The sequence below is a fragment of the Bacillus sp. FJAT-44742 genome (assembly GCF_002797315.1).
GTDB lineage: Bacteria > Bacillota > Bacilli > Bacillales > Marinococcaceae > Thalassorhabdus > Thalassorhabdus alkalitolerans.
The window spans coordinates 3,641,757-3,662,577 of the sequence record NZ_KZ454936.1 but is presented as its reverse complement, the minus strand read 5'-3'; the positions used below and the strand labels follow the sequence as shown (position 1 = coordinate 3,662,577).

The following is a 20,821-nucleotide window of genomic DNA, read 5'->3' as shown; positions in this document are numbered from 1 at the left end:
CATTCCGCCACAACCGCACAAAATCGTTATCGTTTTGTGAAAGTATATTGGTGCGGGTGAAGGGACTTGAACCCCCACGTCATAAAGACACTAGATCCTAAGTCTAGCGCGTCTGCCAATTCCGCCACACCCGCAATAAACAGTGGCTGGGCTAGCTGGATTCGAACCAGCGCATGACGGAATCAAAATCCGCTGCCTTACCGCTTGGCTATAGCCCAAAGATAACAGTATATAATTATATAATATTTTTAAATGGCGGGCCTGACGGGGATCGAACCCGCGATCTCCTGCGTGACAGGCAGGCATGTTAACCGCTACACCACAGGCCCAGCTCAATAGTCAATAATTCAATAATATAGATGGTGGAGGATGACAGGATCGAACTGCCGACCCCCTGCTTGTAAGGCAGGTGCTCTCCCAGCTGAGCTAATCCTCCAAATAAGTGGTGACCCGTACGGGATTCGAACCCGTGTTACCGCCGTGAAAGGGCGGTGTCTTAACCACTTGACCAACGGGCCAGATATTCATGGCGGAGAAGGAGGGATTTGAACCCTCGCGCCGCTTACACGACCTACTCCCTTAGCAGGGGAGCCCCTTCAGCCACTTGGGTACTTCTCCAATGGCTCCACAGGCAGGATTCGAACCTGCGACCGATCGGTTAACAGCCGATAGCTCTACCACTGAGCTACTGTGGAATATTCATCATTTAAGTTACTTTGTCGTTTTTGGCGACAATTTATATTGTACATCAGGTAACGAATGATGTCAATAACTTTTTTGTTTGTTTTTTTGTTTGTAGTTGTCGCTTGTCTTTCGGCGACTTTTATAATTTAACACAGCAGCGAGAAATACGTCAAGCTATTTTTCAACTTTTTTCAACTTCCCTTTGCATTTCCCACAAACATACTTTCCAAGGTTAATTCTTCGCTGTCTCGAAAACTGTGTCTGACACTCCAAACATTCATATAGCAGTATTAAGCGTGTATTCTCCTCACTTGGCAAAGAACTGCAGTGACGAGCACCACCGACTTTCAAAAGGAGTTCCTTAAACTCCATGTCCTTATGTTTGTACCCTCGCCCCTCTATATGAAGGTGGTAATGACAAAGCTCGTGCTTCAATATACCAATAAGCTCCTTATCGCCAAAATGCTTAAAATGCTTTGGGTTGATCTCAATATTGTGACTTTGCAATAGATAGCGTCCACCTGTCGTTTTTAATCTGTAATTAAAAACGGCTTGGTGAAGGAATGGTTTCTTAAAGCTTTCTAGTGAGACTTTTTCTGTGAGCTCTTGCAATTGTCCGTTATTCAAAACGCCCCCTCCCTTAAAATTTATCAACTCTGACAAACAGTTTATCATAGGATATAAAAAACCTAAATAGGTTTTCTCTTCTCAGCTGCTGAAAGGAGGTGAGTAAATGCCGGACTGGTTCAAGCGCCAAATTGAGCGCGCTTATTACCAAAAGAACATTTATGAAATTAGACTGCTAAACCAATGCTGGTTTAAATATAAGAAAAAGCAGACCCAGGAATAAGGATCTGCCTTCCCCTAACTTGTTTGCTTTGCTGCCTCTATCATGGTTAAAGAGATCCTTCCCTTTTTATGGTCGACACTTTCAACCCAGACAGTGACCACATCCCCCACTGAGACAATTTCCATAGGGTGCTTAACATACCGATTAGACATTTTAGAAATATGAACCAAACCGTCTTCTTTTACTCCAATATCCACAAATGCTCCGAAGTCAACAACATTCCTTACTGTTCCCTGGAGCTCCATACCCTTGGTCAGGTCTTCTAAGCTCATTATTCCTTTTTTTAATACTGGCCTTGGAAGATCGTCTCTGGGATCTCTGTTCGGTCTGGCAAGCGCCTCTAAGATATCCTTTAACGTCGGCTCTCCTACTCCAAGTTCTTTTGCATATTGGCTGGCATTTATTCCTCGCACCTTTTCTATTAAGGCTGGAGACCCTACGTCCTCAATCGTTCCTCCAACTTCACCAATTAGCTGCTCTGTTACTTTGTAGCTTTCAGGATGAATTGCAGTTTTATCCAAAGGATTTTTCCCTTCTGTAATTCTGAGGAACCCTATCGCCTGTTCATAGGTTTTGGATCCTAAACGAGGGATTTTCTTCAATTCTTTACGGTCCATAAACCTTCCTTTCTCATCTCTTTGTTTAACAATGTTGTTAGCCACTGTTTTTGAAAGGCCCGATACATATTGAAGTAAACTCGGCGAGGCGGTATTAACGTTAACTCCGACCTGGTTTACCGCTGTTTCCACTACAAAGGTCAGTGAATCATTCAGTTTCCCTTGACTGACATCATGCTGATACTGTCCTACCCCCACTGATTTTGGATCAATTTTCACCAATTCAGCTAACGGGTCTTGAAGGCGCCGGGCAATGGAAGCAGCACTTCTCTCTTCCACCTCTAAGTGAGGAAATTCTTCCCTTCCAAGCTCTGAGGCTGAATATACACTGGCTCCCGCCTCACTAATAATTAAATAAGAAATATCCCTTGTATGTTCAGTGATTAACTCCGCTATAAATTCTTCCGTTTCCCGGGATGCTGTTCCATTGCCAATAACAATGACTTCGATATTGTGTTCATCAATCAGCTGGTTAATCACCCTCTTTGACTTTTCAACCTGTTTTCTCGGTGGAGTCGGGTAAACCACTTCAACTGCCAGCACTTTCCCTGTTTCATCTATAACAGCCAGCTTACACCCTGTACGGTAAGCCGGATCAACCCCTAACACTACTTTTCCTTTCATTGGAGGCTGAAGCAGTAAGTTTTTCAGGTTCTCAGAAAAGATATGAATAGCCTGTTCTTCTGCTTTTTCTGTCAGTTCTTTCCGAACTTCTCTTTCAATGGCAGGGGCAATCAACCGTTTATAAGCATCCTGTATGACAGCTTGAATAAATGAGACTGTAACCGAGCCGTGGCGCTTAATGATTTTCTTTTCAATTAGAGAAAAAGCTGTTTCTTCCGAAAACACAACACTCAGCTTTAACGCCTCTTCCTTTTCCCCACGGTTCATAGCAAGAATTCTGTGAGAAGGGACCTTTTTTAATGATTCTTCATACTCATAATATATTCCATAAACCTCTTGTTCATCTTTTTCCTTGTTCTTTAAGTAAGAGCGAAGTTTCCCCTTTTGATAAGTTAATTCTCTTAGTTCCTGCCGTATAGACGGCTCATCAGCTATCCATTCTGCAATAACATCACTTGCGCCTTGAAGAGCTTCTTCGCTTGTCCGAACTTCTTTTTCGGTGTCAATGTACTTATTAGCTTCCTCGTGAATATCCCCTTCTTTAGGCAGGGAATAAATCCACTCAGCCAGTGGCTCCAGCCCCTTTTCCTTTGCTTTCGTTGCTCTTGTGCGCCTTTTTTGGCGAAAAGGACGATACAAATCTTCAATCACTTGAAGCTTCTCGGCATGTTCGATGTCCGATTTTAATTCTGGTGTCAGCTTCCCCTGCTCCTCAATTAATCGCGTCACTTCTTGTTTTCGAGCCTGGAGCTGCTGTCCATAATTCCAAGATTCCTGGATTTCACGAATACGGACTTCATCAGCTCCGCTTGTCATCTCTTTTCTGTACCTGGCAATAAAAGGAACGGTGTTTCCTTCTTCTAATAATTGAATAACATTATTGATTATCTTTTGTGAAATGGTAAGATCTTTCGATATCTTTTCCAGAAGTAATTGCTGCTGTTCCGTTGCATTCATTCAATTTCCTCCCGTACACTTCTAAAAGGTATTGTTCTTTTTCACTATAACACGGAAAAGAGTGTGGAAAAACGCGAGACCGTTTTTTCCACACCCACAAAAAATAGAGCCCCCCCTTGGAGGACTCTTTATCTGACTTGCCCGACTACTATAGTAACGTCATCGTTTGAATTCTTTGCTGTTTCTGCCATACGCGATACTACTTCTTCGGGGTTCTTCATTTGACGAAGCCAGCGTTGCTGCTCTGTAGTAAATGTCGCTCCATCTGAATGAAGAATGAACGAAAACCCTTTCCGGTAAGGAAAATGCTCCATCCTGTATTGAAACTTCCTGCCGGAAAGATAACCTGGAGCAGGAATTGGGCGAAGAGCTTGTCCATCATGGGTAAATAGCATACAGCCAATGTTCCCTATATTCCCATAAACGATTTCATTCGTCTGGTACATAACCTTCAATATCGTTATGACTACTCCTCTTTCATGCATAAGTGCTTGATTGCACTGCTCTAAAAGTGATGGGACCGGGTCAGTATGGTGCTTCTCAACGATGTCCATAGCTATCATAGCTGAACGGTAGGCACCTTCACCACTTCCCAGTCCATCAGCGACGGCACAAAGGAAATATTCATCAGTCTCGATGGTGACAAAAGCATCCCCACAACGCAAATTACCGCTTTTGCCTTTCTGGAAAGTAGCTAAGTCAACTTTTGTCAGTTGTTTGTTTTCGATCATTTATAGACACTCCGATGGCTCTACACGAATGGATTCCCTTAGCTTCTGTAAAGCTCTGCGTTGCAATCGAGAAACATGCATCTGGGAAATCCCTAAACGCTCTCCCGTTTCTTTTTGGCTTAAATTCTCAAAGTACGTGCACTTTAATATTTCCTTTTCTCTTTCTGTTAACACTGTAAAAGCTTTCTCTAACAGCAGCTGTTGATCAGTTTGCTCATAGCCCTCTTCCTGTGAACCAACCAGGTCAAGCAGAGTGACCGCACTCCCCTCCTGATCTGCTTCAATGGAGCGATCGACGGAAAGCGCTTGATAACTTTTACCCATTTCCATGGTTTCCAAAACTTCTTCTTCGCTTACATCAAGGTACCCTGCTATTTCTTCAACACGAGGAGAACGCTGTAAATCATTAGTTAATTCCTCTACAGCTTTCTTTATTCTCGGACCGAGTTCCTTTATTCTTCTAGGGACATGAACGCTCCATGTTTTATCCCGGATAAATCGTTTGATCTCCCCAACTATGGTAGGAACAGCAAAAGATTCAAAGCTTCGTTTGTAAGAATCGTCAAACCGCCTTAAGGCTGCGAGCAGGCCGATCATTCCAACCTGATACAAGTCTTCGTCATGTTCTTGGCCTCTGGAAAATTTACGGGCCAGTGACTGCACTAACGGTTCAAACTTTTGGACCAGTTTTGTTTGAATTTCTTCTGTGGGATTTTCCTGAAATTCTTCTATCCACTTATAGACTTCGTCCTTTTCTTTCCCAGGTGCATTATTGTCGCTGTACGTCTGCTGAGGTTGTGATTCCGTCGACATTCTGTTCCACCCCATCTCTTTGAAGGAACTTTGTCATAACAATTGCGACGCCGTCTTCCCCGCTAATTTCTACCTTGTCCATCAATGTATCAATTAGGAAAAGGCCGAGCCCCCCTTCTTTTAATTCCCCTACTGGTTTTGTTGCGTCAATGGGGCCTAGCTGCTTCTTCAGATCCTCTACGCTGAAGCTTTGTCCCTGATCTGATACGATGAACTCAATACGATCCTCTTCAGCCGAACAGATAAGCATCATTTCTCCGCCTTCTTTGTAGGCGTGATCCACGACGTTTGTACATGCTTCTGCCACGGCAATTTTTATGTCTTCGATATCATCATAGGTATAGCCCATTCGATTAGCGAGTCCGGAAACGGTTAATCGAATAACTCCCACGTATTCTGGTTTAGCAGGCACCTTCATTTCAATGTAATCTGAAGCTTTCTTCATTTCTTCGCTTCCTCCCTTTTTTCCTCGTCGATGTCCATAACCTCATCAAGACCAGTGATGGAAAAAATTCGGTAAACACGTTCATTAAGACCGACCAGCTTCAAGCTGCTATCATTTGCATGAGATGATTTTAAAGCACCAACAAAAATTCCTAATCCAGTACTATCGATGTAATCTATTCCAGATAAATCTACAGTAACTGTCTTGCCCTCTTCCTCTGTTAAAGGGACAAGAGCTTCACGCAACGTCGGAGCTGTATACGCATCAATTTCACCAGTAAGGTAAAGGTGAAAATTATTGTCAACTTCTTTCTTTTGAATATCAAGATTCATTATTCCATCCTCCTATTTATAAGGCTCGCCATCTTTGTAGAAAGAGGCGAGTCCTTGTTTTAACAGTATATTATGCAGGTTAGAAATAATGGCAAAAAGGCCATACTCATATGAATATTACCCTTCCTTATAAAACGTTAAACCTTTCTTCTTATAATAATCAGAGAAAAATCATCCCTCAGTTGAAAGCCTTGAAGCTTTTCAAGTTGATAAAATACGTTGTTAACCATCTCTTGAGCTGGCATATGACTATATTGCCGGATCAAATTTGTAATTTCTTCCCTCTCGATGAAACCTTCATCTGTTCTGCACTCTGTAACACCATCAGAAAGCAAAACAACAAAGTCGTCGACTTCTACTTTTTTATGATATTCCCGGAAATTTGCTTCTCGGGTTACTCCAAGCACAAGACCTTTCGCATAGAGTTCCTCAAACGAGTCATTTTTAGAATTGTAATAAAATCCAGGCTCATGTCCGGCCCCTGAATAATAAAAGTGATGTACACGAGGATCGTAGGACCCGTACATCATAGTAATAAACATATTAGCCGCTACGTTCTGTTCAACTACACGGTTTAAATTTTCCAGTAATGCCCCGGGCTGCAAGCGCTGTTCCGGTAAACTGTCCATTGCATACTTAATCATAGACATACATAAAGCAGCAGGCACACCTTTGCCAATGATGTCCGCAATAGCAACCCCAAGGCAGCCATTTTCGTCTTTGACAAAATGATAGTAGTCCCCGCTCATTTTAGAAGCAGGCACACTAATTACACCAATGTCTAATGAATCTATATAAGGAACTTCCTTAGGCAAAAGTGTCTGCTGCATGTTAGCCGCAACATTAATTTCAGCTTCCAGTTCCTTTTGTCTGTCACGCAGGCTCTGATGCTCCCGGTAAGCAAGGCCATATCCGATCATAACTTCTAGAAGAAATTCAAATGAATCTCTAGCTCCAGCAGGAAGGTTAGGAAACAAATCTTCAATAATTTCAAGATGAAGACTGACCATCTCTTCAGGAGAGATTTGATTTTCCATTACCTTCTTGCTGAACTGCTGGGCGTGATACAAGCCCTGTTCATCTTTTTCCTGTAAATACTTATTAAGTATTTTTTTATATTGATCTTCCAATATCGCATATGAATCAGCCAACATTGATCCTCCCTTTAACGGAGCCACTTAATCGCACTAATGGTGGTTCCCTGTCCAGATTGTGAATCAATCTCGAATTCATCCATTAAGCGTTTTACACCAGGCAGGCCAGCTCCTAAACCCCCAGATGTAGTGAACCCATCCTCCATCACTTGCCTGATGTTATTGATTCCAGGTCCTTGGTCTTTTGCTGTAATCCGCAGACCACGCTTCATGCCGTTGCTTTGCACTTCTTCAATTGGTTCAATGATGATTTCTCCCTTTTCAGCATAAAGGTAAATGTTTCTTGCAAGTTCTGATATAGCAGTCGTAATACGTGCCTGGTCTACACTGCCAAACCCCAGGTCCTTCGCATGGTTCCTTCCAGCCTGGCGGGCAGAGACAATCCCCCATTCCGTATGTACTTCAACTTTGGATTGGATACCCATTCTTATCCCTCCAATTCCTGTTGAAGTTTCTCAAGACCCTGCTCTAAATCAAGGGCAGTTGGCACTTCATCCAGCTTGACACCCATATCAATCAGGGTTATTGCCACAGCCGGCTGAATACCGGTTAAAACCACTCTAGCTCCCATCAGGTTGGACATTTCTACGACATCCCCTAGTACTTTAGCGATGAACGAGTCAATCATCTCCACGGAAGTTAAATCAATTACAACTCCACTTGAACCTTCCTGGTGAATTTTACTGAGTAAATCCTCCTGAAACTGAAGGGCCGTTTGGTCATCTAATTCTACTTGCACCGAAATCAACAAATACTCGTGTAGTTTCAATATAGGAATGCGCATTTTTACCCTCCGCTCTTTTATCCACTTACGTTTGCGTTTTTACAATCTTACGGTTTGTCATTTCTAGTCCCGCTTCGATTCCTTTACGCAAGGTGCTCTTTGTCGGAAACTTGCTTAAATCGATCCCCAGATTAACAATTGTCTGGGCAATTTCCGGCCTGATCCCCACTAAAACACATTCTGCCCCGACGAGGCGGACTGCTTCAGCTGCCTGGATAATATGGTGGGCTACCATAGTATCTACAACTGGGACGCCAGTTATATCAATAAGGACGACTTGAGAACGATATTCTATTAAACCGTCCAGTAAATTCTCCATGATGAGCCTTGCTCGTTCTGTATCAATTGTACCGCTCAATGGCATCACACTTATACTCTCAAAAACAGGAATGAGAGGTGCTGAAAGTTCCTTGAGTGCCATTTTCTGTATTTGTATAGTATTTTCCCATGAACCAGAGTACTCGTCTACTAATAAGTTAACGATTCCATCAATCCAGCTCTCAACTTCATAAAACGTTTCAAATACTCTTTTCGAGGCGATGGATCCATCAGTTGTAATCATTTCCAGGACAACCCGTCTAAAGGCTTGCAAACCTTGAGTAAAATAACTTAATGGCCATCCAGAATACATGAAACGCTCAGCAAATGAATGAATCTTTTCTTTTGCCTGTGCTTTCTCTAATTCAAGTGTATCAATAATAACCTGTACAAACTCCCTGTTTGTCTTTTCGTATAAATCATCGGGAGCTGTTGATAAGGACTGAGATGATCGGACTGCTTCAACTTCCTTCAGCCAGCGCTCTTCAAGCTCATAACGCTGACTAAATATCATCTCAATGATGGATGGTTTCATAAAAATTCCTCCAAATGAGCTGATCACTGCAAAAATATCTCCCTCTATTATTCCACGACTTTCATTATGGCGCAAACAAATCTAATTGATCAGCGGGATATAACTTTTTCCTTTGATGGCATTATCAGTGAGAAAGGGTGTTTACTTCTAAATACAGAGGGAATGAAAGGATAATACAAAATACATAACAGGGCAGAAGAAAAGGAAACCTTTCATCCATAAAATTAAGGAAGGCATATTACCTTCTATTAAAACGACCGGTATGTAAAGTATTTCTTAATCAAAAAAGTTGCTACTGAGCAGCAACTTTTTTGATTAAGAGCATAACTTGAAGTTATCGCATCTTGGCAATATAAAAATTGGGGTTAATAAATAATAATAAATCCGTTCTCTTAAAACAGGTGCCAAAGCAACTTATACTCCGCTCACTAAACGATCATCTAAATTACTCTCAGCCTCTTCTTCTGCTAAAAAGGATTCGGCAGCAATGTTCAAATTGATCTTCGCCATTTCTAAATAGCCCTTTTGCATGGCTTCACGTGTCTTAGCTTTCTGACGCTCTTTCAAATAAACCTTTGTCGCTTGATGAATGAACTCACTGCGATTTATTTTGTCATAGCTAATAATACCGTCCACCTCTTGTAAAAGATATTCCGGCAGGCTGATTTTGATCTGCTTTGTGCCTTTTTGGAACACGAAACACACCTCCAACGTACACCTTAACGACCTTTGATATTCTTCCTTTTTATCATAGCATCCTAAAGTCGAATTTGCAAAAGGACAATTAAAATAAAATTCACTGCATAAAAAGAGCTGAAACCCTTGATATAATCCTGATAGATTTGTACATCTCTTAATGTGTATTCGATGAATAGTAAAAAATTCCTTCTTTTTTTACAGAAATAAATCTTCTTTATTCGACGAAAATCAAGTATTACGATTCGGCCTCCTGTTCACGGTATACTCTAGGCACTCGCTTGCTGATCATACAAGGCACTTCATAGTTAATCGTTCCCAGCCTTTCTGCAATGTCATCAACCATAATCCGCTTACCGCCTTGCTTTCCAATTAATGTGACCTTTGTGCCCACTTCCATTTTATAAGGAAGCCTCACCATCATTTGATCCATACAAACTCTGCCGGTAATTGGAGCTTCTTCCCCTTCGACGAGAACATATCCCCCTTGAGTTGAATGATAGCGATACCACCCATCTGCGTATCCAATGGGGACGGTTCCTATCCACTCCTCATTTTGCGTAGTATAGGTAGCTCCATAACTGATACTCTCCCCTTTGGGTACCTTCTTAACCTGAACAAGTGTGCTGTGCAGAGAAAAAGCTTCCTTTAAAGGATATGGCAGCACCTCTTTAATTTCTTCTGAAGGTGACAGCCCGTACATGGAAATACCAAAGCGAAACATGTTAAAGGCTTTTGAGGGAAAGCGAAGCCCTGTAGCACTGTTTCCGCAGTGAATGTACTTTGGTTTCACACCCTTTTTCTCCACCAAATCCAGCACTTTGAGAAAACGCTCATACTGCTTGGTGAAATATGAATCATCCAACTCGTCCGCTGTAGCAAAGTGTGTGAAGATCCCTTCTGTCTTATATAGGCCGCTTCCTGCCAAATAATCAAGAATACTTTCAGCTTCTTGTTCTTCTCTAAGCCCTATCCTTCCCATTCCTGTATCAAATTTCAAATGAACTGCAAGAGGTTTGCTAAGATAGCGGCTGGCGATCTTCAGCCACTCCTCCTGAAAAACTGTTAAAGTGATATTATGAAAGGCTGCAATGTCTGCATCTGAAGGCCTTGTTCGTCCGAGCACCAATATAGGAGTATCTATACCCGCTTTTCGCAACTCCATAGCTTCTTCCAAAAGGGCCACACCTAAATAGGAAGCACCAGCCCGCAACGCGGTTTTTGCTACTCTGACGGCTCCGTGGCCATATCCATCAGCTTTTACTACAGCCATTACATTCATTTCCTGTCTGAAATTCTTTTTCACCCTAGCTACGTTTTCATAGATGTGCTCCAAGTTGATTTCTGCCCATGTATCTCTGAATGATGTCTCTGAAAAGGCCATGTCGGTTCCCCCTGGTATGTTTCTTTATCTCTATCGATTATTGAACCGAACAACCAGTGTTGTCAACAAATGAGCTGTACTTGGCACATAAACTTCTTATCAAAAAAAGAATCAGAGAGAGACTCTCTGATCCCCAAGACTTATTTCACCATCGTTCCTTCCATAGAACGAGCAACAGCCATCATTTCTTCTGGTGACAAATCGTTAGAAGCCAAAAAGTAATCGACTCCGTCATAGGTCCAGCTCAAAGAATCTTCTGTTTGTATTCCCACTGTGAAAGTAAGGTCTACCGGGTCTCCAGCTCCGACTTCAACCTCAGCCATTGCAGGGACTGTCTGTGCCTCTTCCTGAATAATAGTAAAGGATTTTTCGCCAGTGTAAGAGAGGATCACTCTTTTTCCATCTTCACCTTGTATTTCTTCAGAATCAGTTAAAGAAGACCCTTGAGGCTCATAAGTCGGGTACGCTACTGCAAACTCCTCCGACTGCTGCTCTTCCTCAATTACTGTTTCTGTTCCTTCGGGTGCTTCATCAGCCATTGCCGGCACTTCCCAATCTGCTGCTGTCATGTTCTTTTCAGTATCAAAGTCTGCTTCATCAAAACTTTTATTCATTTCAAAATTAGTAAAGGTTACTTCTACGAGGAGTTCGTAGTCAGGATCATAGATCTTTACTGACACTGGGACCAGGCTTTTAGAATCAAGAGTAATTTCTTGGTGATGGAGGTTTTTATTTTGATAATTCGTTTTTGTTTCAAATACATATTTGTCTTCATGGACAGCAAAAGTCCGTTCGGCATCCATTAAAATATCTGAAATCAACGACTCATAAAGATAGACCTGACTATTGTTATTGGGCCAGTCACTTTGAAAACGGAAACTTTTATTCAATGCAGGGGTCAGTACAAATACACCATCATCATTTCGAATAATCATTTGATTTTGTTCTTCATTGTCATTTTTCAAAGCAACCCGGTAATATTTGTTCTTCTCATTTTGCATATGCCAGACGTCCACTTCATAAGAACGGGGTTCCTGGCCAGTCTGCAGGGCCATTGTCGCTTCCGCTTGGTACCCACTCATTTCTTGAAGTGTTTTATCCAGGTCTTTCACAACGTCTTCCTGGGACTTCTCCCCGCACGCTGCAACAGTTATCACCAGGACGATCATAGTCAAACATAACAGCCAACGCTTGCGCACGTCCTCATCTCTCCTTTGTCCTAAAATACGACAAAGAAGGGAACCTGTGTTATGAATGGAGAATAGAACGAAATGTAAGTGGTAATTGTTGAACGACATCCCCAGCCACTACAGAATGAGGGGATGAGACATCATCAACGAGCATATCAGCCGCTTTTCCATGAAGAAATACAGCATTGCTTAACGCCTCCTGGATAGCAGAATGACTCATGACAAACGAAAGGATCATCCCTGTCAGGACATCACCTGTTCCTCCTTTAGCTAAGGAAGGATTTCCGCTGTCATTTACGTACTGCTTACCTTCTGGAGTCGTAACAATTGTGTGAGGCCCTTTTAATATCAGATAGCAGCCGTGCTGTGCTGTAAAGGAACGACTTATTGAAAAACGTTGGCGGTTGACTTCAGCAGGACTTAGGCCGGTTAAGTGTGCTAACTCGCCTGGGTGAGGAGTTAAAATGAGAGGAAAGTCTCTCTTTTTCCACTCTTCCCCCAGCTCCTTCAAAACAAAGAGAGCATCAGCATCCAGAATCAAAGGCCCTTTCACTTCGTTTAAGAGCTTTTGAACAAGTGTCCGGGTTCCCTCATTTCTCCCAAGTCCAGGTCCAGCAGCTACTCCGTCATAATTATTTAGTGACAAGCCCAAGGTTCCTACTTCCTCTGAAACTTCCCCTCCTTTTGAAGGCAAAGGCAGAAAAGTGGACTCGGCAACCTGGCTTGCTACTGTTGAAAGAGCTTCCTCTGGCACAGCCGTAGTCAGCAGTCCGGCTCCTGACCTGAGGGCAGATGTTGCGGCAAGTACGGGCGCTCCTGTCATATGGATTGAACCTCCTGCAAGGAGCCCTTTTCCATAACTGCCTTTATGGGTGTGCTTATTACGCACCGGAAAAGAAGCAGATACTTGTTCCCTGCTCCACAGATACCTGTCCGGTTTTACAGCGTGATAAGCACGCATTGGAAGTCCAATATCCACACACTCCCACTTCCCGTAATATTCATCTGCTGGCGCCAGAAATGCACTAAGCTTAGGGCTTTGCAGAATGAACGTGACAGAAGCCTTTACGGCTTCACCCTCAACTTCGCCCTTGTTTGCTGGAACACCGCTTGGAATGTCTACCGATATAACCTTACAGGATTAATAGATTGAACCATTGCATGATAGGGCTCTTTTAAAATTCCTTGAACCCCTGTCCCTAACAAGGCATCAACGATGACATCCCATTGCCCCGGAACTTCTTTCTCCTCACTTTTAAAAGAGGAGTAGTCAGAAAAGGTGTAGCCCGAACTTTTAAATACATTAAGGTGGTAAAGAGCTGCCCCTTTCACCTTGCTTTCCGGGGGAATCAGCCATACATCCACCTTAAAGCCAGCATCAAGGAGACTCCTCGCTATTACAAATCCGTCACCGCCATTGTTGCCCGTTCCAATTAATATTCCGACATTGTCAGAAGGAGAAATACTCTCCATGATTTTATTTGCCGCCGCACGGCCGGCACTCTCCATTAACACCTCTTCCTTCAGCCCTATTTCTTCAATGGTAAAGCGGTCGATTCGCCCCATTTCTTCTCCAGTTACCACTTGCATGGTAGGTCCCTCCTAACCGCACTACATTTCTATGACTTGTATTCAAGAGTTATGCAGACAGGTTGACAAGCGGTGAAATTATTCTTCGATGATAACTTGAGCTACCGCATACTCTGTACTGTGTGAAATCGAAATATGCAGGCGTTCTGATTGATTTTTTCCTGTTATTTTTGGAACCCCCTTCTCATCAGGGAGTATTTCAATATCGTGAAAACCTGTTTCCTTTGAAATCCCTGTTCCGCAGGCTTTAGCATAAGCCTCTTTTCCTGCAAACCTGCCTGCCGCAATTTCCACCTTGCGAGCAGGCGATACATTGTCCAGAAGCTCTTTTTCCCTGCTGGTCAGGATTCTATCAAGAAACTTTGGGTTCTTCAGCATTCTCTCTATCCTTTTTAACTCTATAATATCTATCCCAATTCCCTTAATCATCAATTATCTAATCCTTTCATTTCTCCGATAAAATCACCATATGCTAAGATAAATGTGTAAGCGAAATATTTATTTAAATATTTTTTTGTGCGAGCAAGACTTAAATACAGTTAATTCAAACAAAGGAAGATGTCAATGTTTAGACGCCATGAAACCTTTTATACATTTAGGAGAGATTACCCGGTCATTACGGGGATAATTGCTATTCATCTTATCATATTTTTACTAATTAACCCTCTCACTCGTTCCATTTTCCCTCTGGGAGAATTAGTATACTGGCTTGGGATAGGTTTTAACCCATGGGTCGCTGCTGGAGAATACTGGCGCCTGGTCACTCCCATTTTTATGCACGTTGGCGTTGGCCATTTGTTGTTTAATTCATTTGCCCTTGCCCTCTTTGCTCCCGCCTTAGAACAAATGCTCGGAAAAATCAGGTTTATCAGTGTCTATCTGTTAACAGGTATATTGGCTAATGTCGCCACTTTCTTCATTGGCGGCCTTGGATATAATTTTCACTTAGGTGCCTCAGGAGCTATCTTCGGCCTTTTCGGACTGTATGCGTATATGGTATTTATGAGAAAGGATTTAATTGATTCAGTTAACTCCCAAATCATTTTGGTGATTGTAGTGATCGGGGTCATCATGACATTTCTCAACCCCGGCATAAACATTTACGCCCATATTTTCGGACTTCTGTCAGGAATCGTGATAGCCCCTCTCTTTCTGGGAAAAGCCAGACCCTTTTATGCAGCCCCCAGAAAAACTTATCAAGACACTGAAGTGACTTTTAACCCGAATCGTTGGAAAAAAAGGCGCTTCTTAACAAGACAAAAGGTACTGAATTTCATCGGCCTTCTCTTCATTATCCTGGTCATAATCGGAGTACTTGGCCAACTGTTTTAAAAAAGGTCCAGCCCCGCCTCTCCATGACTCTTAACCTTAGCTGTTTTCCTTTCTGTAACATAGCCTTTAAATAAGAAAAAGGAGTCACCAAAATGTGTTTTGGGTGACTCCTTTTTCTTTTGAATGCTTTACTGACTAAGCCCGCTTACAATGGTCTCCACATTGTGACGCATCATATCAATGTAGGTTTCTGCTCCGCTTCCTTCAGTTCCAAGAGCATCAGTATAAACCTCACCAAAGATATCAACCCCGGTATTATCTGAAACTGTTTCCATGTACCTTTGATCTATGGTTGATTCTACAAATAGTGCCGGGATTTGTTCTTCTTCCACTAAATCCACCAATCTATTAATTTGCCCAGGCGTCCCCTCTTCATGAGAATTAATTTCCCACACTCCATCTGTTTCAAAGTTGTAACTTCTTCCAAAGTATTTAAAAGCATTTTCAGACATTACGATATAACGGTCCTCTTCCTGTACTTGATCAGTCTCTTCAACGGTCCACTCATGGAGCTCCTCAAGCTCCTCCAGGTAGGCATCTGCATTTTCCCGGTATTCCTCTTCCCCTTCAGGATCCCGCTCAACTAAATCTTCAACCAGGTTTTCTATATACACCGGAGCAAGTTCAGGAGACAGCCATGCATGAGGGTCTGATCCATCCTCTCCTTCTAAAGGCACCGGCTCAATTCCACCGGTCAGTTCTACAATAGGTACATCTCCTACATTTTGCACCAGGCCAGACAGCCACTCTTCTAAATCAAGCCCATTTACATAGAAAACATCCGCGTCACTGACTTTTTGAAAATCACTTGGAACAGGCTCATATTCATGGGGTTCTTCCCCTATCGGAACAAGATACTCGACAGTTCCCCGTTCTCCCACTACTTGTTCTGCGAAATCAGCAAGAATAGAAAAGCTGACAGTCACTTGCATGCCCTCGTTCTCAATTTCTTGTTCATTCCCATCTCCGCAGCCCGCAAGCACCAGCACACAAGCTCCTGCACCCACTAGCCATTTCTTCACTTTCATCCCCTCCAAGTTATTTAATCAAAACAAAATAATTTACCAAGGGCAAATTATTGTAAAAAAAATATATTATTTCATTAAGTAAAAATAGTTTACCGTGGTCAAAATTTATTATTTTGCCATACCCTATTCCTGGTGTCTAGCAAAAACAAAAAATCCCTGGAGATTTTCTTCATTCATTCACTCAGGGAATTTAAAATAGTCATATTAATAAATATTTGGCTATACCCTTTTTTATTCCTTCCATCACTGTTTCCCCCTTTTATTCCAAAAGAAAAGCCGTCAGAAAGACTGACGGCTTTTTCATTCATATACTACGCATTTATATAGTGACCTTTGCGGCTTTGGTTTTTTAATGTATAGTTGACAGCCGCTCTGTTTTTCCAGAGGAACGTAAGCAGTTCATTGTAAGCTAAAAACATTTCTTCAGGATCGCAGTATTCTTCTCCTTTTCCATGCACCGACCATTTTCCATTTGTATTCATTAAGGTCCACTGACCATTTCTTTGTCTATCCTTAAATACCAAATAGTACTTGTTGCCAGTCACATCAAAGTCAGCATACTGGGAGAATGCTCCAAGCACCTCTTCAATATCTGCTTTCTTTCTGATTGTTTTCACTTTTTCCCATCACCCTTTTTAAAATTTTTAGCTTCGGAATATGAAGCTTTGCCTGAGGATTCAATTTCGGCACCGGGAGGCTTCCGAACTGCTGCATGATTTTCCGGCGCCTCCCTTAAGCATACAACCCTGTATACAACAGTTGGGTTGCCCAATAAACAGAAATTTCAGTTTATTGGAGCCGAAAAGACTGTGTACAAATTAAATTACTACTTAAGTACACCTGGTTCTTCTATAGATTCTCTTTACAGCAGAAAGAGATTTAAGTTTATTACTACTATAGCATGATTTCTCTATGAAGTTTGAAGAATACAGCAGATATTCCCTCTTTTTCTTTCGACAAATGTCTCTAGCTGGAACCTGAACTTTAAACACCTTGAGAGAAAATTAGCGTTTTTTTATCTCAGTTACATCTTGTTGTTGAGTTTCGTTAAAAGTCGCTTCCTTGCTCCTCATTCTTTCTTCACTTCATCAGTACTCACGGGGGCCTTTACGTCGGGTATTGCCTTAGCTTCCTTGGAAAGATACCCTGCTGTGATCTTCGGCTCATGCAATTTGAAGACCCCTCGCGGTTTTATCTACCACCATACTACTTATAAGAAATCACCATTCACCTTTAACAGATCCTAATAAAAATAGTCACAAGAAAAGCACCCCGAATTTCTATAGTACAAAAAATTCGGAGTGCTTTTAAAAAGCCGGACCTTTCTATTTTTCTACTCAACTAAAGCTACAAGTTCAGGGGTTATATCAAACGAAACAGATGAACCTATTTCTATATCCTGCTCAATAGGTGCATAGATCACCATAGGCTCCACACTGTCACTGTTTCCTTCCTCAAGTCGCACTTGGAGTTCCTGATACTCCCCGCCATAAGTGACTTGCACTACTTCTCCATTGTAACGTCCTTGCTCTGCAAGACGGCATCCTTCCGGCCGTATTGAAACCTTAACATTTTCTATCATTGTTTCTGATTGCTGAGGGAGACACACTTTTCCTATATGAGTATTTACGTGTTTCATATCCGGACACAGCTTCCCGCTCAATAGATTAGTTTTTCCTACAAACTGAGCTACGAAACAGTTTTTAGGGCAACGGTACATTTCCTTTGGAGCAGCAATTTGCTGAATGACGCCTTCCTTCATTACTACGACACGGTCAGACACTGCAAAGGCATCCTTTTGGTCATGGGTTACAATAATAGCTGTTGTGTTTGCTTTGCGAAGGATGCTTGTCACTTCAATTCTCATCTTTTCTCTAAGACCTGCGTCCAGATTACTAAATGGCTCGTCCATTAGTACTACATGAGGACGAGGGGCTAAAGCTCTTGCCAGCGCGACACGCTGCTGCTGACCGCCGGACAGTTCATTAGGAAATCGATCAGCATAGCTTTCAAGTCCGACTAGCTCTAGTACTTCAGCAGCTCTTTTTTTCCTCTCTCGCGGACGCCATTTATTTAATCCAAACATTACGTTCTTTTCAATATTCAGGTGCGGGAAAAGAGCATATTCTTGAAAGACCATTCCAATTCCTCTTTTTTCAGGAGGCAATGAAAAGTTACTATCCGATACTGACTTGCCGTCGATACTGATAGAGCCGACACTTGGCTGTTCAAAGCCCGCAATCATTCTCAGTGTGGTAGTCTTTCCGCAACCGCTCGGCCCAAGAAAGGTAATAATCTCACCTTTTTTTATCTCTAAATCAATTTGGTCGACAGCTGGTTTTAATGAAGTTTTGTTAAAAAACTTTGTTAATTGTTGTAAGTGTATAAAACTCATGCTTGACCCTCCCAGGCGAGCAAAAAATATATGTTTTATAAAAAACTTCTATTTTAGAATTATTACAATTTAATTGATAATGATTTTCATTACAAGCTAAATTATAGCATCCTCCTATTTCCACGTCAACGACACATAGTACAACATTTCCTTATTTTCTGAATAATCACTTGCTTAAGAAGGTATATTGGCCCGACTCTTCATAGATAGCCAGCTTTAGAGAAAGAAACAGAGAACCGCCACGCGCAGTTCTCTGTACTTTATTTCATTTTTTTAAGTGAGTTTATTTTTCTGCAGCTAATTTCCCTTTTCTCAAAACTCACCCTCTATCATCTATTTTTGTAAATCATCATTCCTCGTTACCTCCAAAGCAGTGGTTTAACGATGATATCCAATGACGTTAGGGGCAATAGCAGCAGGCAGCTGTTCGTTTAAGTTGTAAATCTTACCGTACTCACTTACATTGTGCTCTATTCGAACTGCTTCATAGTTAAAATCGTTCGCCGTTAACAAAAAAGCATCTATCATCATCATCGTATCTTCTTCCTCTGGGAGAACACTCTCCTCGGAAAGCTTGATAGTGACCTCACTATTTCCCTCTATGACTTCCTCTACCGATACTCCTTCTGGAATGACGCTATCAGTCTCTCCCGTTTCTTCATACTCCTCCATAGCTTTTATGGTTTCTTTAAAGGAAAGAAGCTCATTGTCTTCGTTATATACTGGAGCCTGGATGCTATTCCCGCTCACGAGTAATTGATAACCAGTTTCCGTCTCGTAAGCGTAATAACCTCTATTTGATTCCGACACCTCGAATTCCTCTATCAACCCGTAGTTCCCTATAGAAACACCCTTATGGCCATTCTGGTAAAATAAAACCTTTTCAACGGGATTATAACGAAAGCTTTCTATCATTCCAGTAAAAAGCATTTGGCTTTCCAGGCTGCTTAATCCTTGAGCATCTTTCAAGAAATGAGCTTCCATTACCTTGTCAGCTGTTGATTCCCACAAAATGTCCTCTGAAAACACCGGATCTAAACCAAGTTCTTCTCTTGCGTAATCATTAGCTAAATGAATAATTGCCTCCTCTTCCGTTTGGTCATCTTTAACAATGAAAGTAAGGGGGATGATAAATTGGGCTCCTGGATCCATGTAAGGAGTTGTTATTGTTGTTTCGTTGTTCTTCAGATCCTGTTGCTGAAGTGCCGGCGTATACTTCTCGCCTCCCATCGTCAAAGCTGATTCATCATCAGCTCTTTCAGCGGAAAAGTCCTCAGCAAAAAAATGTTCACTTTTCCCTTTTTCCATAGGCATCCTTTCATCTATGGAAGGATTAACTTGAGAGTCCCCGCTCCTCACTAATCCTGCCTCCTGATTATCAGAAGAGACAGATTGAAACATTTCACTAAGCAATGAAGGAAACAGGAGAAGGAACACAGTGCAGGCGACCGTAAAGGCTGTTGCGGGCATCAGCCATTTTTTCTTTCGGACCTCTTTGCTCTGTTTCTTTTTAATAAGGGAATAGATTTCCGCTTTTGAACGAGAATCCCTAATCTCAGGCATATCACGGAGAGTGTTTTCTATGTGTTGTCTTTGAAAATCTCTTTTCTTCATCCTTCCCCCTCCTTTACCGCTGAAGATACAACTTCCCCCGTTAATTCTTTTAGTTTTTGTATCGCTCGGTGTTGAGTTGTTTTCACTTTGCTTTCTGACCAATTTAATATCTCAGCGGTTTCCTTGATGGTTAACGAGTCAATATACCTTAATATAATCACTTGCTGTTGATCTAAATTACATTTCTGCAAGCTTGAATAAATCATTTGAATACCATCTCTCGACATCACGATTTCATCTGGGAGTGGAGATGGATCTTTAATCTCTTCCTCTGAAGCCACAGAGAATAAGCCAAGCCACTTGCGTTTCTGCCGATTTTGCTTGCGGATCCAGTCAATACCCACATGCCTGGCAACAGAATACAACCATGTTTTTTCACTGCTTTTGCCTTCAAATCCTGCATAAGACTGAAAGACCTTAATATAAACTTCCTGCACCAGCTCTTCTGCTGTGTCTCGGTTTTTCACTAAATAAAATAAGTACTGAAACAGGGATTGGTGGTAAGTTTCATAAATCCTGTCAAATTCTTCATTCACCATTCTCCCTCCCCTTTCTTAGACGTTCTTTCATCATAAATGTTACAAAGGCAAAAACCCCTGTGTTATCTTTTAAACGATATATGTAAACAACGCTGACTCCAAGAAGAAAAGCCCTAACAGATAAACATCTGTAGAGCTCCCTCTTTTCAGAACGCTTATTAAGAATTTAAAGATAAAGCAAAAACCCAATATAATATGCCATATAAAAC

The 20,821-nt window shown here is 41.9% G+C and carries 23 protein-coding genes and 8 tRNA genes (1 of these 31 running past the window's edge); 2 read left to right on the top strand and 29 right to left on the bottom strand.

Annotation, left to right across the window (positions count from 1 at the left end; all coding sequences use genetic code 11):
• From CEF17_RS18220 to CEF17_RS18180, 9 genes are all read right to left on the bottom strand, one after another.
• A tRNA-Leu gene (locus CEF17_RS18220) sits at positions 1 to 17 on the bottom strand; it reaches 71 nt to the left of the window's first position.
• Between the two features lie 31 nt (positions 18 to 48).
• Positions 49 to 134: transfer RNA gene (locus CEF17_RS18215), tRNA-Leu, on the bottom strand.
• Between the two features lie 9 nt (positions 135 to 143).
• Positions 144 to 218: transfer RNA gene (locus CEF17_RS18210), tRNA-Gln, on the bottom strand.
• A gap of 35 nt (positions 219 to 253) precedes the next feature.
• Positions 254 to 329 (bottom strand) — tRNA-Asp (locus CEF17_RS18205).
• Positions 330 to 360: 31 nt separating this feature from the next.
• A tRNA-Val gene (locus CEF17_RS18200) sits at positions 361 to 436 on the bottom strand.
• Between the two features lie 7 nt (positions 437 to 443).
• A tRNA-Glu gene (locus tag CEF17_RS18195) sits at positions 444 to 518 on the bottom strand.
• Positions 519 to 527: 9 nt separating this feature from the next.
• Positions 528 to 618: transfer RNA gene (locus CEF17_RS18190), tRNA-Ser, on the bottom strand.
• A 2-nt stretch (positions 619 to 620) separates the two neighbouring features.
• Positions 621 to 695 (bottom strand) — tRNA-Asn (locus CEF17_RS18185).
• A gap of 163 nt (positions 696 to 858) precedes the next feature.
• Positions 859 to 1,311, bottom strand: coding sequence for a SprT family protein (locus CEF17_RS18180; protein WP_100400725.1), 453 nt, complete (start codon positions 1,309 to 1,311; stop codon positions 859 to 861).
• Positions 1,312 to 1,417: 106 nt separating this feature from the next.
• Between CEF17_RS18180 and cmpA the strand changes: the two genes are divergently transcribed.
• The gene (cmpA, locus tag CEF17_RS18175) at positions 1,418 to 1,534 is read left to right on the top strand and encodes a cortex morphogenetic protein CmpA (protein WP_100400724.1); all 117 of its coding nucleotides are present in this window, start codon (positions 1,418 to 1,420) and stop codon (positions 1,532 to 1,534) included.
• Between the two features lie 14 nt (positions 1,535 to 1,548).
• Here cmpA and CEF17_RS18170 read toward each other — a convergent pair whose 3' ends face one another.
• The 15 genes from CEF17_RS18170 to acpS form a co-directional block, all read right to left on the bottom strand.
• Positions 1,549 to 3,732: a Tex family protein gene (locus tag CEF17_RS18170; protein WP_100400723.1), complete on the bottom strand. Its 2,184-nt coding sequence runs from the start codon at positions 3,730 to 3,732 to the stop codon at positions 1,549 to 1,551.
• Positions 3,733 to 3,860: 128 nt separating this feature from the next.
• Positions 3,861 to 4,463: a SpoIIE family protein phosphatase gene (locus CEF17_RS18165; RefSeq protein ID WP_100400722.1), complete on the bottom strand. Its 603-nt coding sequence runs from the start codon at positions 4,461 to 4,463 to the stop codon at positions 3,861 to 3,863.
• A complete protein-coding gene (gene sigB / locus CEF17_RS18160; RefSeq protein ID WP_100400721.1) occupies positions 4,464 to 5,276 on the bottom strand; it encodes an RNA polymerase sigma factor SigB in 813 nt (270 codons plus the stop codon).
• Positions 5,233 to 5,721, bottom strand: a complete 489-nt coding sequence (gene rsbW, locus CEF17_RS18155) for an anti-sigma B factor RsbW (RefSeq protein ID WP_054636572.1) — start codon at positions 5,719 to 5,721, stop codon at positions 5,233 to 5,235. The genes sigB and rsbW overlap by 44 nt, the downstream gene beginning before the upstream one ends.
• Complete coding sequence (locus CEF17_RS18150; protein ID WP_100400720.1) at positions 5,718 to 6,053, bottom strand: STAS domain-containing protein; 336 nt, start codon at positions 6,051 to 6,053, stop codon at positions 5,718 to 5,720. Before CEF17_RS18150 ends, rsbW begins: the two co-directional genes overlap by 4 nt.
• Positions 6,054 to 6,190: 137 nt before the next feature.
• Positions 6,191 to 7,204: a PP2C family protein-serine/threonine phosphatase gene (locus CEF17_RS18145; protein ID WP_442857444.1), complete on the bottom strand. Its 1,014-nt coding sequence runs from the start codon at positions 7,202 to 7,204 to the stop codon at positions 6,191 to 6,193.
• 14 nt (positions 7,205 to 7,218) lie between these two features.
• Positions 7,219 to 7,632 (bottom strand): anti-sigma regulatory factor, encoded by a 414-nt coding sequence (locus tag CEF17_RS18140; protein WP_100400718.1) that lies wholly within the window; start codon positions 7,630 to 7,632, stop codon positions 7,219 to 7,221.
• A gap of 2 nt (positions 7,633 to 7,634) precedes the next feature.
• A complete protein-coding gene (locus tag CEF17_RS18135) occupies positions 7,635 to 7,991 on the bottom strand; it encodes an STAS domain-containing protein (protein WP_054636570.1) in 357 nt (118 codons plus the stop codon).
• 25 nt (positions 7,992 to 8,016) lie between these two features.
• A complete protein-coding gene (locus tag CEF17_RS18130) occupies positions 8,017 to 8,844 on the bottom strand; it encodes an RsbT co-antagonist protein RsbRA (RefSeq protein WP_100400717.1) in 828 nt (275 codons plus the stop codon).
• A gap of 414 nt (positions 8,845 to 9,258) precedes the next feature.
• Complete coding sequence (locus CEF17_RS18125; protein WP_442857463.1) at positions 9,259 to 9,549, bottom strand: CopG family ribbon-helix-helix protein; 291 nt, start codon at positions 9,547 to 9,549, stop codon at positions 9,259 to 9,261.
• 229 nt (positions 9,550 to 9,778) lie between these two features.
• Positions 9,779 to 10,924 carry an alanine racemase gene (gene alr / locus CEF17_RS18120; RefSeq protein ID WP_100400715.1) on the bottom strand — a complete coding sequence of 382 codons (1,146 nt, stop codon included), beginning with the start codon at positions 10,922 to 10,924 and terminating at the stop codon, positions 9,779 to 9,781.
• A 140-nt stretch (positions 10,925 to 11,064) separates the two neighbouring features.
• Positions 11,065 to 12,093 (bottom strand): LolA family protein, encoded by a 1,029-nt coding sequence (locus CEF17_RS18115; protein ID WP_232725605.1) that lies wholly within the window; start codon positions 12,091 to 12,093, stop codon positions 11,065 to 11,067.
• Between the two features lie 79 nt (positions 12,094 to 12,172).
• Entirely contained in the window at positions 12,173 to 13,093 is a 921-nt protein-coding gene (locus tag CEF17_RS18110; RefSeq protein WP_100400713.1) for an NAD(P)H-hydrate dehydratase, read from the bottom strand.
• 140 nt (positions 13,094 to 13,233) lie between these two features.
• Positions 13,234 to 13,704 carry an NAD(P)H-hydrate epimerase gene (locus tag CEF17_RS18105; protein ID WP_100400712.1) on the bottom strand — a complete coding sequence of 157 codons (471 nt, stop codon included), beginning with the start codon at positions 13,702 to 13,704 and terminating at the stop codon, positions 13,234 to 13,236.
• Between the two features lie 78 nt (positions 13,705 to 13,782).
• Entirely contained in the window at positions 13,783 to 14,133 is a 351-nt protein-coding gene (gene acpS, locus CEF17_RS18100) for a holo-ACP synthase (RefSeq protein WP_100400711.1), read from the bottom strand.
• Positions 14,134 to 14,268: 135 nt separating this feature from the next.
• On the opposite strand from acpS, the gene CEF17_RS18095 reads away from it, so the two are divergent.
• A complete protein-coding gene (locus CEF17_RS18095) occupies positions 14,269 to 15,036 on the top strand; it encodes a rhomboid family intramembrane serine protease (RefSeq protein WP_100400710.1) in 768 nt (255 codons plus the stop codon).
• Positions 15,037 to 15,164: 128 nt separating this feature from the next.
• On the opposite strand, the gene CEF17_RS18090 is transcribed toward CEF17_RS18095, so the two are convergent.
• The 5 genes from CEF17_RS18090 to CEF17_RS18070 form a co-directional block, all read right to left on the bottom strand.
• Entirely contained in the window at positions 15,165 to 16,064 is a 900-nt protein-coding gene (locus CEF17_RS18090; RefSeq protein WP_100400709.1) for a metal ABC transporter solute-binding protein, Zn/Mn family, read from the bottom strand.
• A gap of 311 nt (positions 16,065 to 16,375) precedes the next feature.
• Positions 16,376 to 16,681: a hypothetical protein gene (locus tag CEF17_RS18085; protein WP_100400708.1), complete on the bottom strand. Its 306-nt coding sequence runs from the start codon at positions 16,679 to 16,681 to the stop codon at positions 16,376 to 16,378.
• Between the two features lie 716 nt (positions 16,682 to 17,397).
• Complete coding sequence (locus CEF17_RS18080; RefSeq protein ID WP_100400707.1) at positions 17,398 to 18,459, bottom strand: ABC transporter ATP-binding protein; 1,062 nt, start codon at positions 18,457 to 18,459, stop codon at positions 17,398 to 17,400.
• A 378-nt stretch (positions 18,460 to 18,837) separates the two neighbouring features.
• The gene (locus tag CEF17_RS18075) at positions 18,838 to 20,073 is read right to left on the bottom strand and encodes a hypothetical protein (RefSeq protein WP_100400706.1); all 1,236 of its coding nucleotides are present in this window, start codon (positions 20,071 to 20,073) and stop codon (positions 18,838 to 18,840) included.
• Entirely contained in the window at positions 20,070 to 20,612 is a 543-nt protein-coding gene (locus tag CEF17_RS18070; RefSeq protein ID WP_332835311.1) for an RNA polymerase sigma factor SigX, read from the bottom strand. The genes CEF17_RS18075 and CEF17_RS18070 overlap by 4 nt, the downstream gene beginning before the upstream one ends.
• Positions 20,613 to 20,821: the final 209 nt, after the last annotated feature.

Bases quoted from the DNA above. Each gene is read 5' to 3' on its own strand.
- cmpA (WP_100400724.1), top strand. From the start codon at position 1,418: ATGCCGGACTGGTTCAAGCGCCAAATTGAGCGCGCTTATTACCAAAAG.
- alr (WP_100400715.1), bottom strand. From the start codon at position 10,924: ATGGCCTTTTCAGAGACATCATTCAGAGATACATGGGCAGAAATCAAC.
- CEF17_RS18150 (WP_100400720.1), bottom strand. From the start codon at position 6,053: ATGAATCTTGATATTCAAAAGAAAGAAGTTGACAATAATTTTCACCTT.
- CEF17_RS18075 (WP_100400706.1), bottom strand. From the start codon at position 20,073: ATGAAGAAAAGAGATTTTCAAAGACAACACATAGAAAACACTCTCCGT.
- acpS (WP_100400711.1), bottom strand. From the start codon at position 14,133: ATGATTAAGGGAATTGGGATAGATATTATAGAGTTAAAAAGGATAGAG.
- CEF17_RS18130 (WP_100400717.1), bottom strand. From the start codon at position 8,844: ATGAAACCATCCATCATTGAGATGATATTTAGTCAGCGTTATGAGCTT.
- CEF17_RS18070 (WP_332835311.1), bottom strand. From the start codon at position 20,612: ATGGTGAATGAAGAATTTGACAGGATTTATGAAACTTACCACCAATCC.
- CEF17_RS18080 (WP_100400707.1), bottom strand. From the start codon at position 18,459: ATGAGTTTTATACACTTACAACAATTAACAAAGTTTTTTAACAAAACT.
- CEF17_RS18135 (WP_054636570.1), bottom strand. From the start codon at position 7,991: ATGCGCATTCCTATATTGAAACTACACGAGTATTTGTTGATTTCGGTG.
- CEF17_RS18105 (WP_100400712.1), bottom strand. From the start codon at position 13,704: ATGCAAGTGGTAACTGGAGAAGAAATGGGGCGAATCGACCGCTTTACC.
- CEF17_RS18115 (WP_232725605.1), bottom strand. From the start codon at position 12,093: ATGATCGTCCTGGTGATAACTGTTGCAGCGTGCGGGGAGAAGTCCCAG.
- sigB (WP_100400721.1), bottom strand. From the start codon at position 5,276: ATGTCGACGGAATCACAACCTCAGCAGACGTACAGCGACAATAATGCA.
- CEF17_RS18165 (WP_100400722.1), bottom strand. From the start codon at position 4,463: ATGATCGAAAACAAACAACTGACAAAAGTTGACTTAGCTACTTTCCAG.
- CEF17_RS18095 (WP_100400710.1), top strand. From the start codon at position 14,269: ATGTTTAGACGCCATGAAACCTTTTATACATTTAGGAGAGATTACCCG.
- CEF17_RS18170 (WP_100400723.1), bottom strand. From the start codon at position 3,732: ATGAATGCAACGGAACAGCAGCAATTACTTCTGGAAAAGATATCGAAA.
- CEF17_RS18090 (WP_100400709.1), bottom strand. From the start codon at position 16,064: ATGAAAGTGAAGAAATGGCTAGTGGGTGCAGGAGCTTGTGTGCTGGTG.
- rsbW (WP_054636572.1), bottom strand. From the start codon at position 5,721: ATGAAGAAAGCTTCAGATTACATTGAAATGAAGGTGCCTGCTAAACCA.
- CEF17_RS18140 (WP_100400718.1), bottom strand. From the start codon at position 7,632: ATGGGTATCCAATCCAAAGTTGAAGTACATACGGAATGGGGGATTGTC.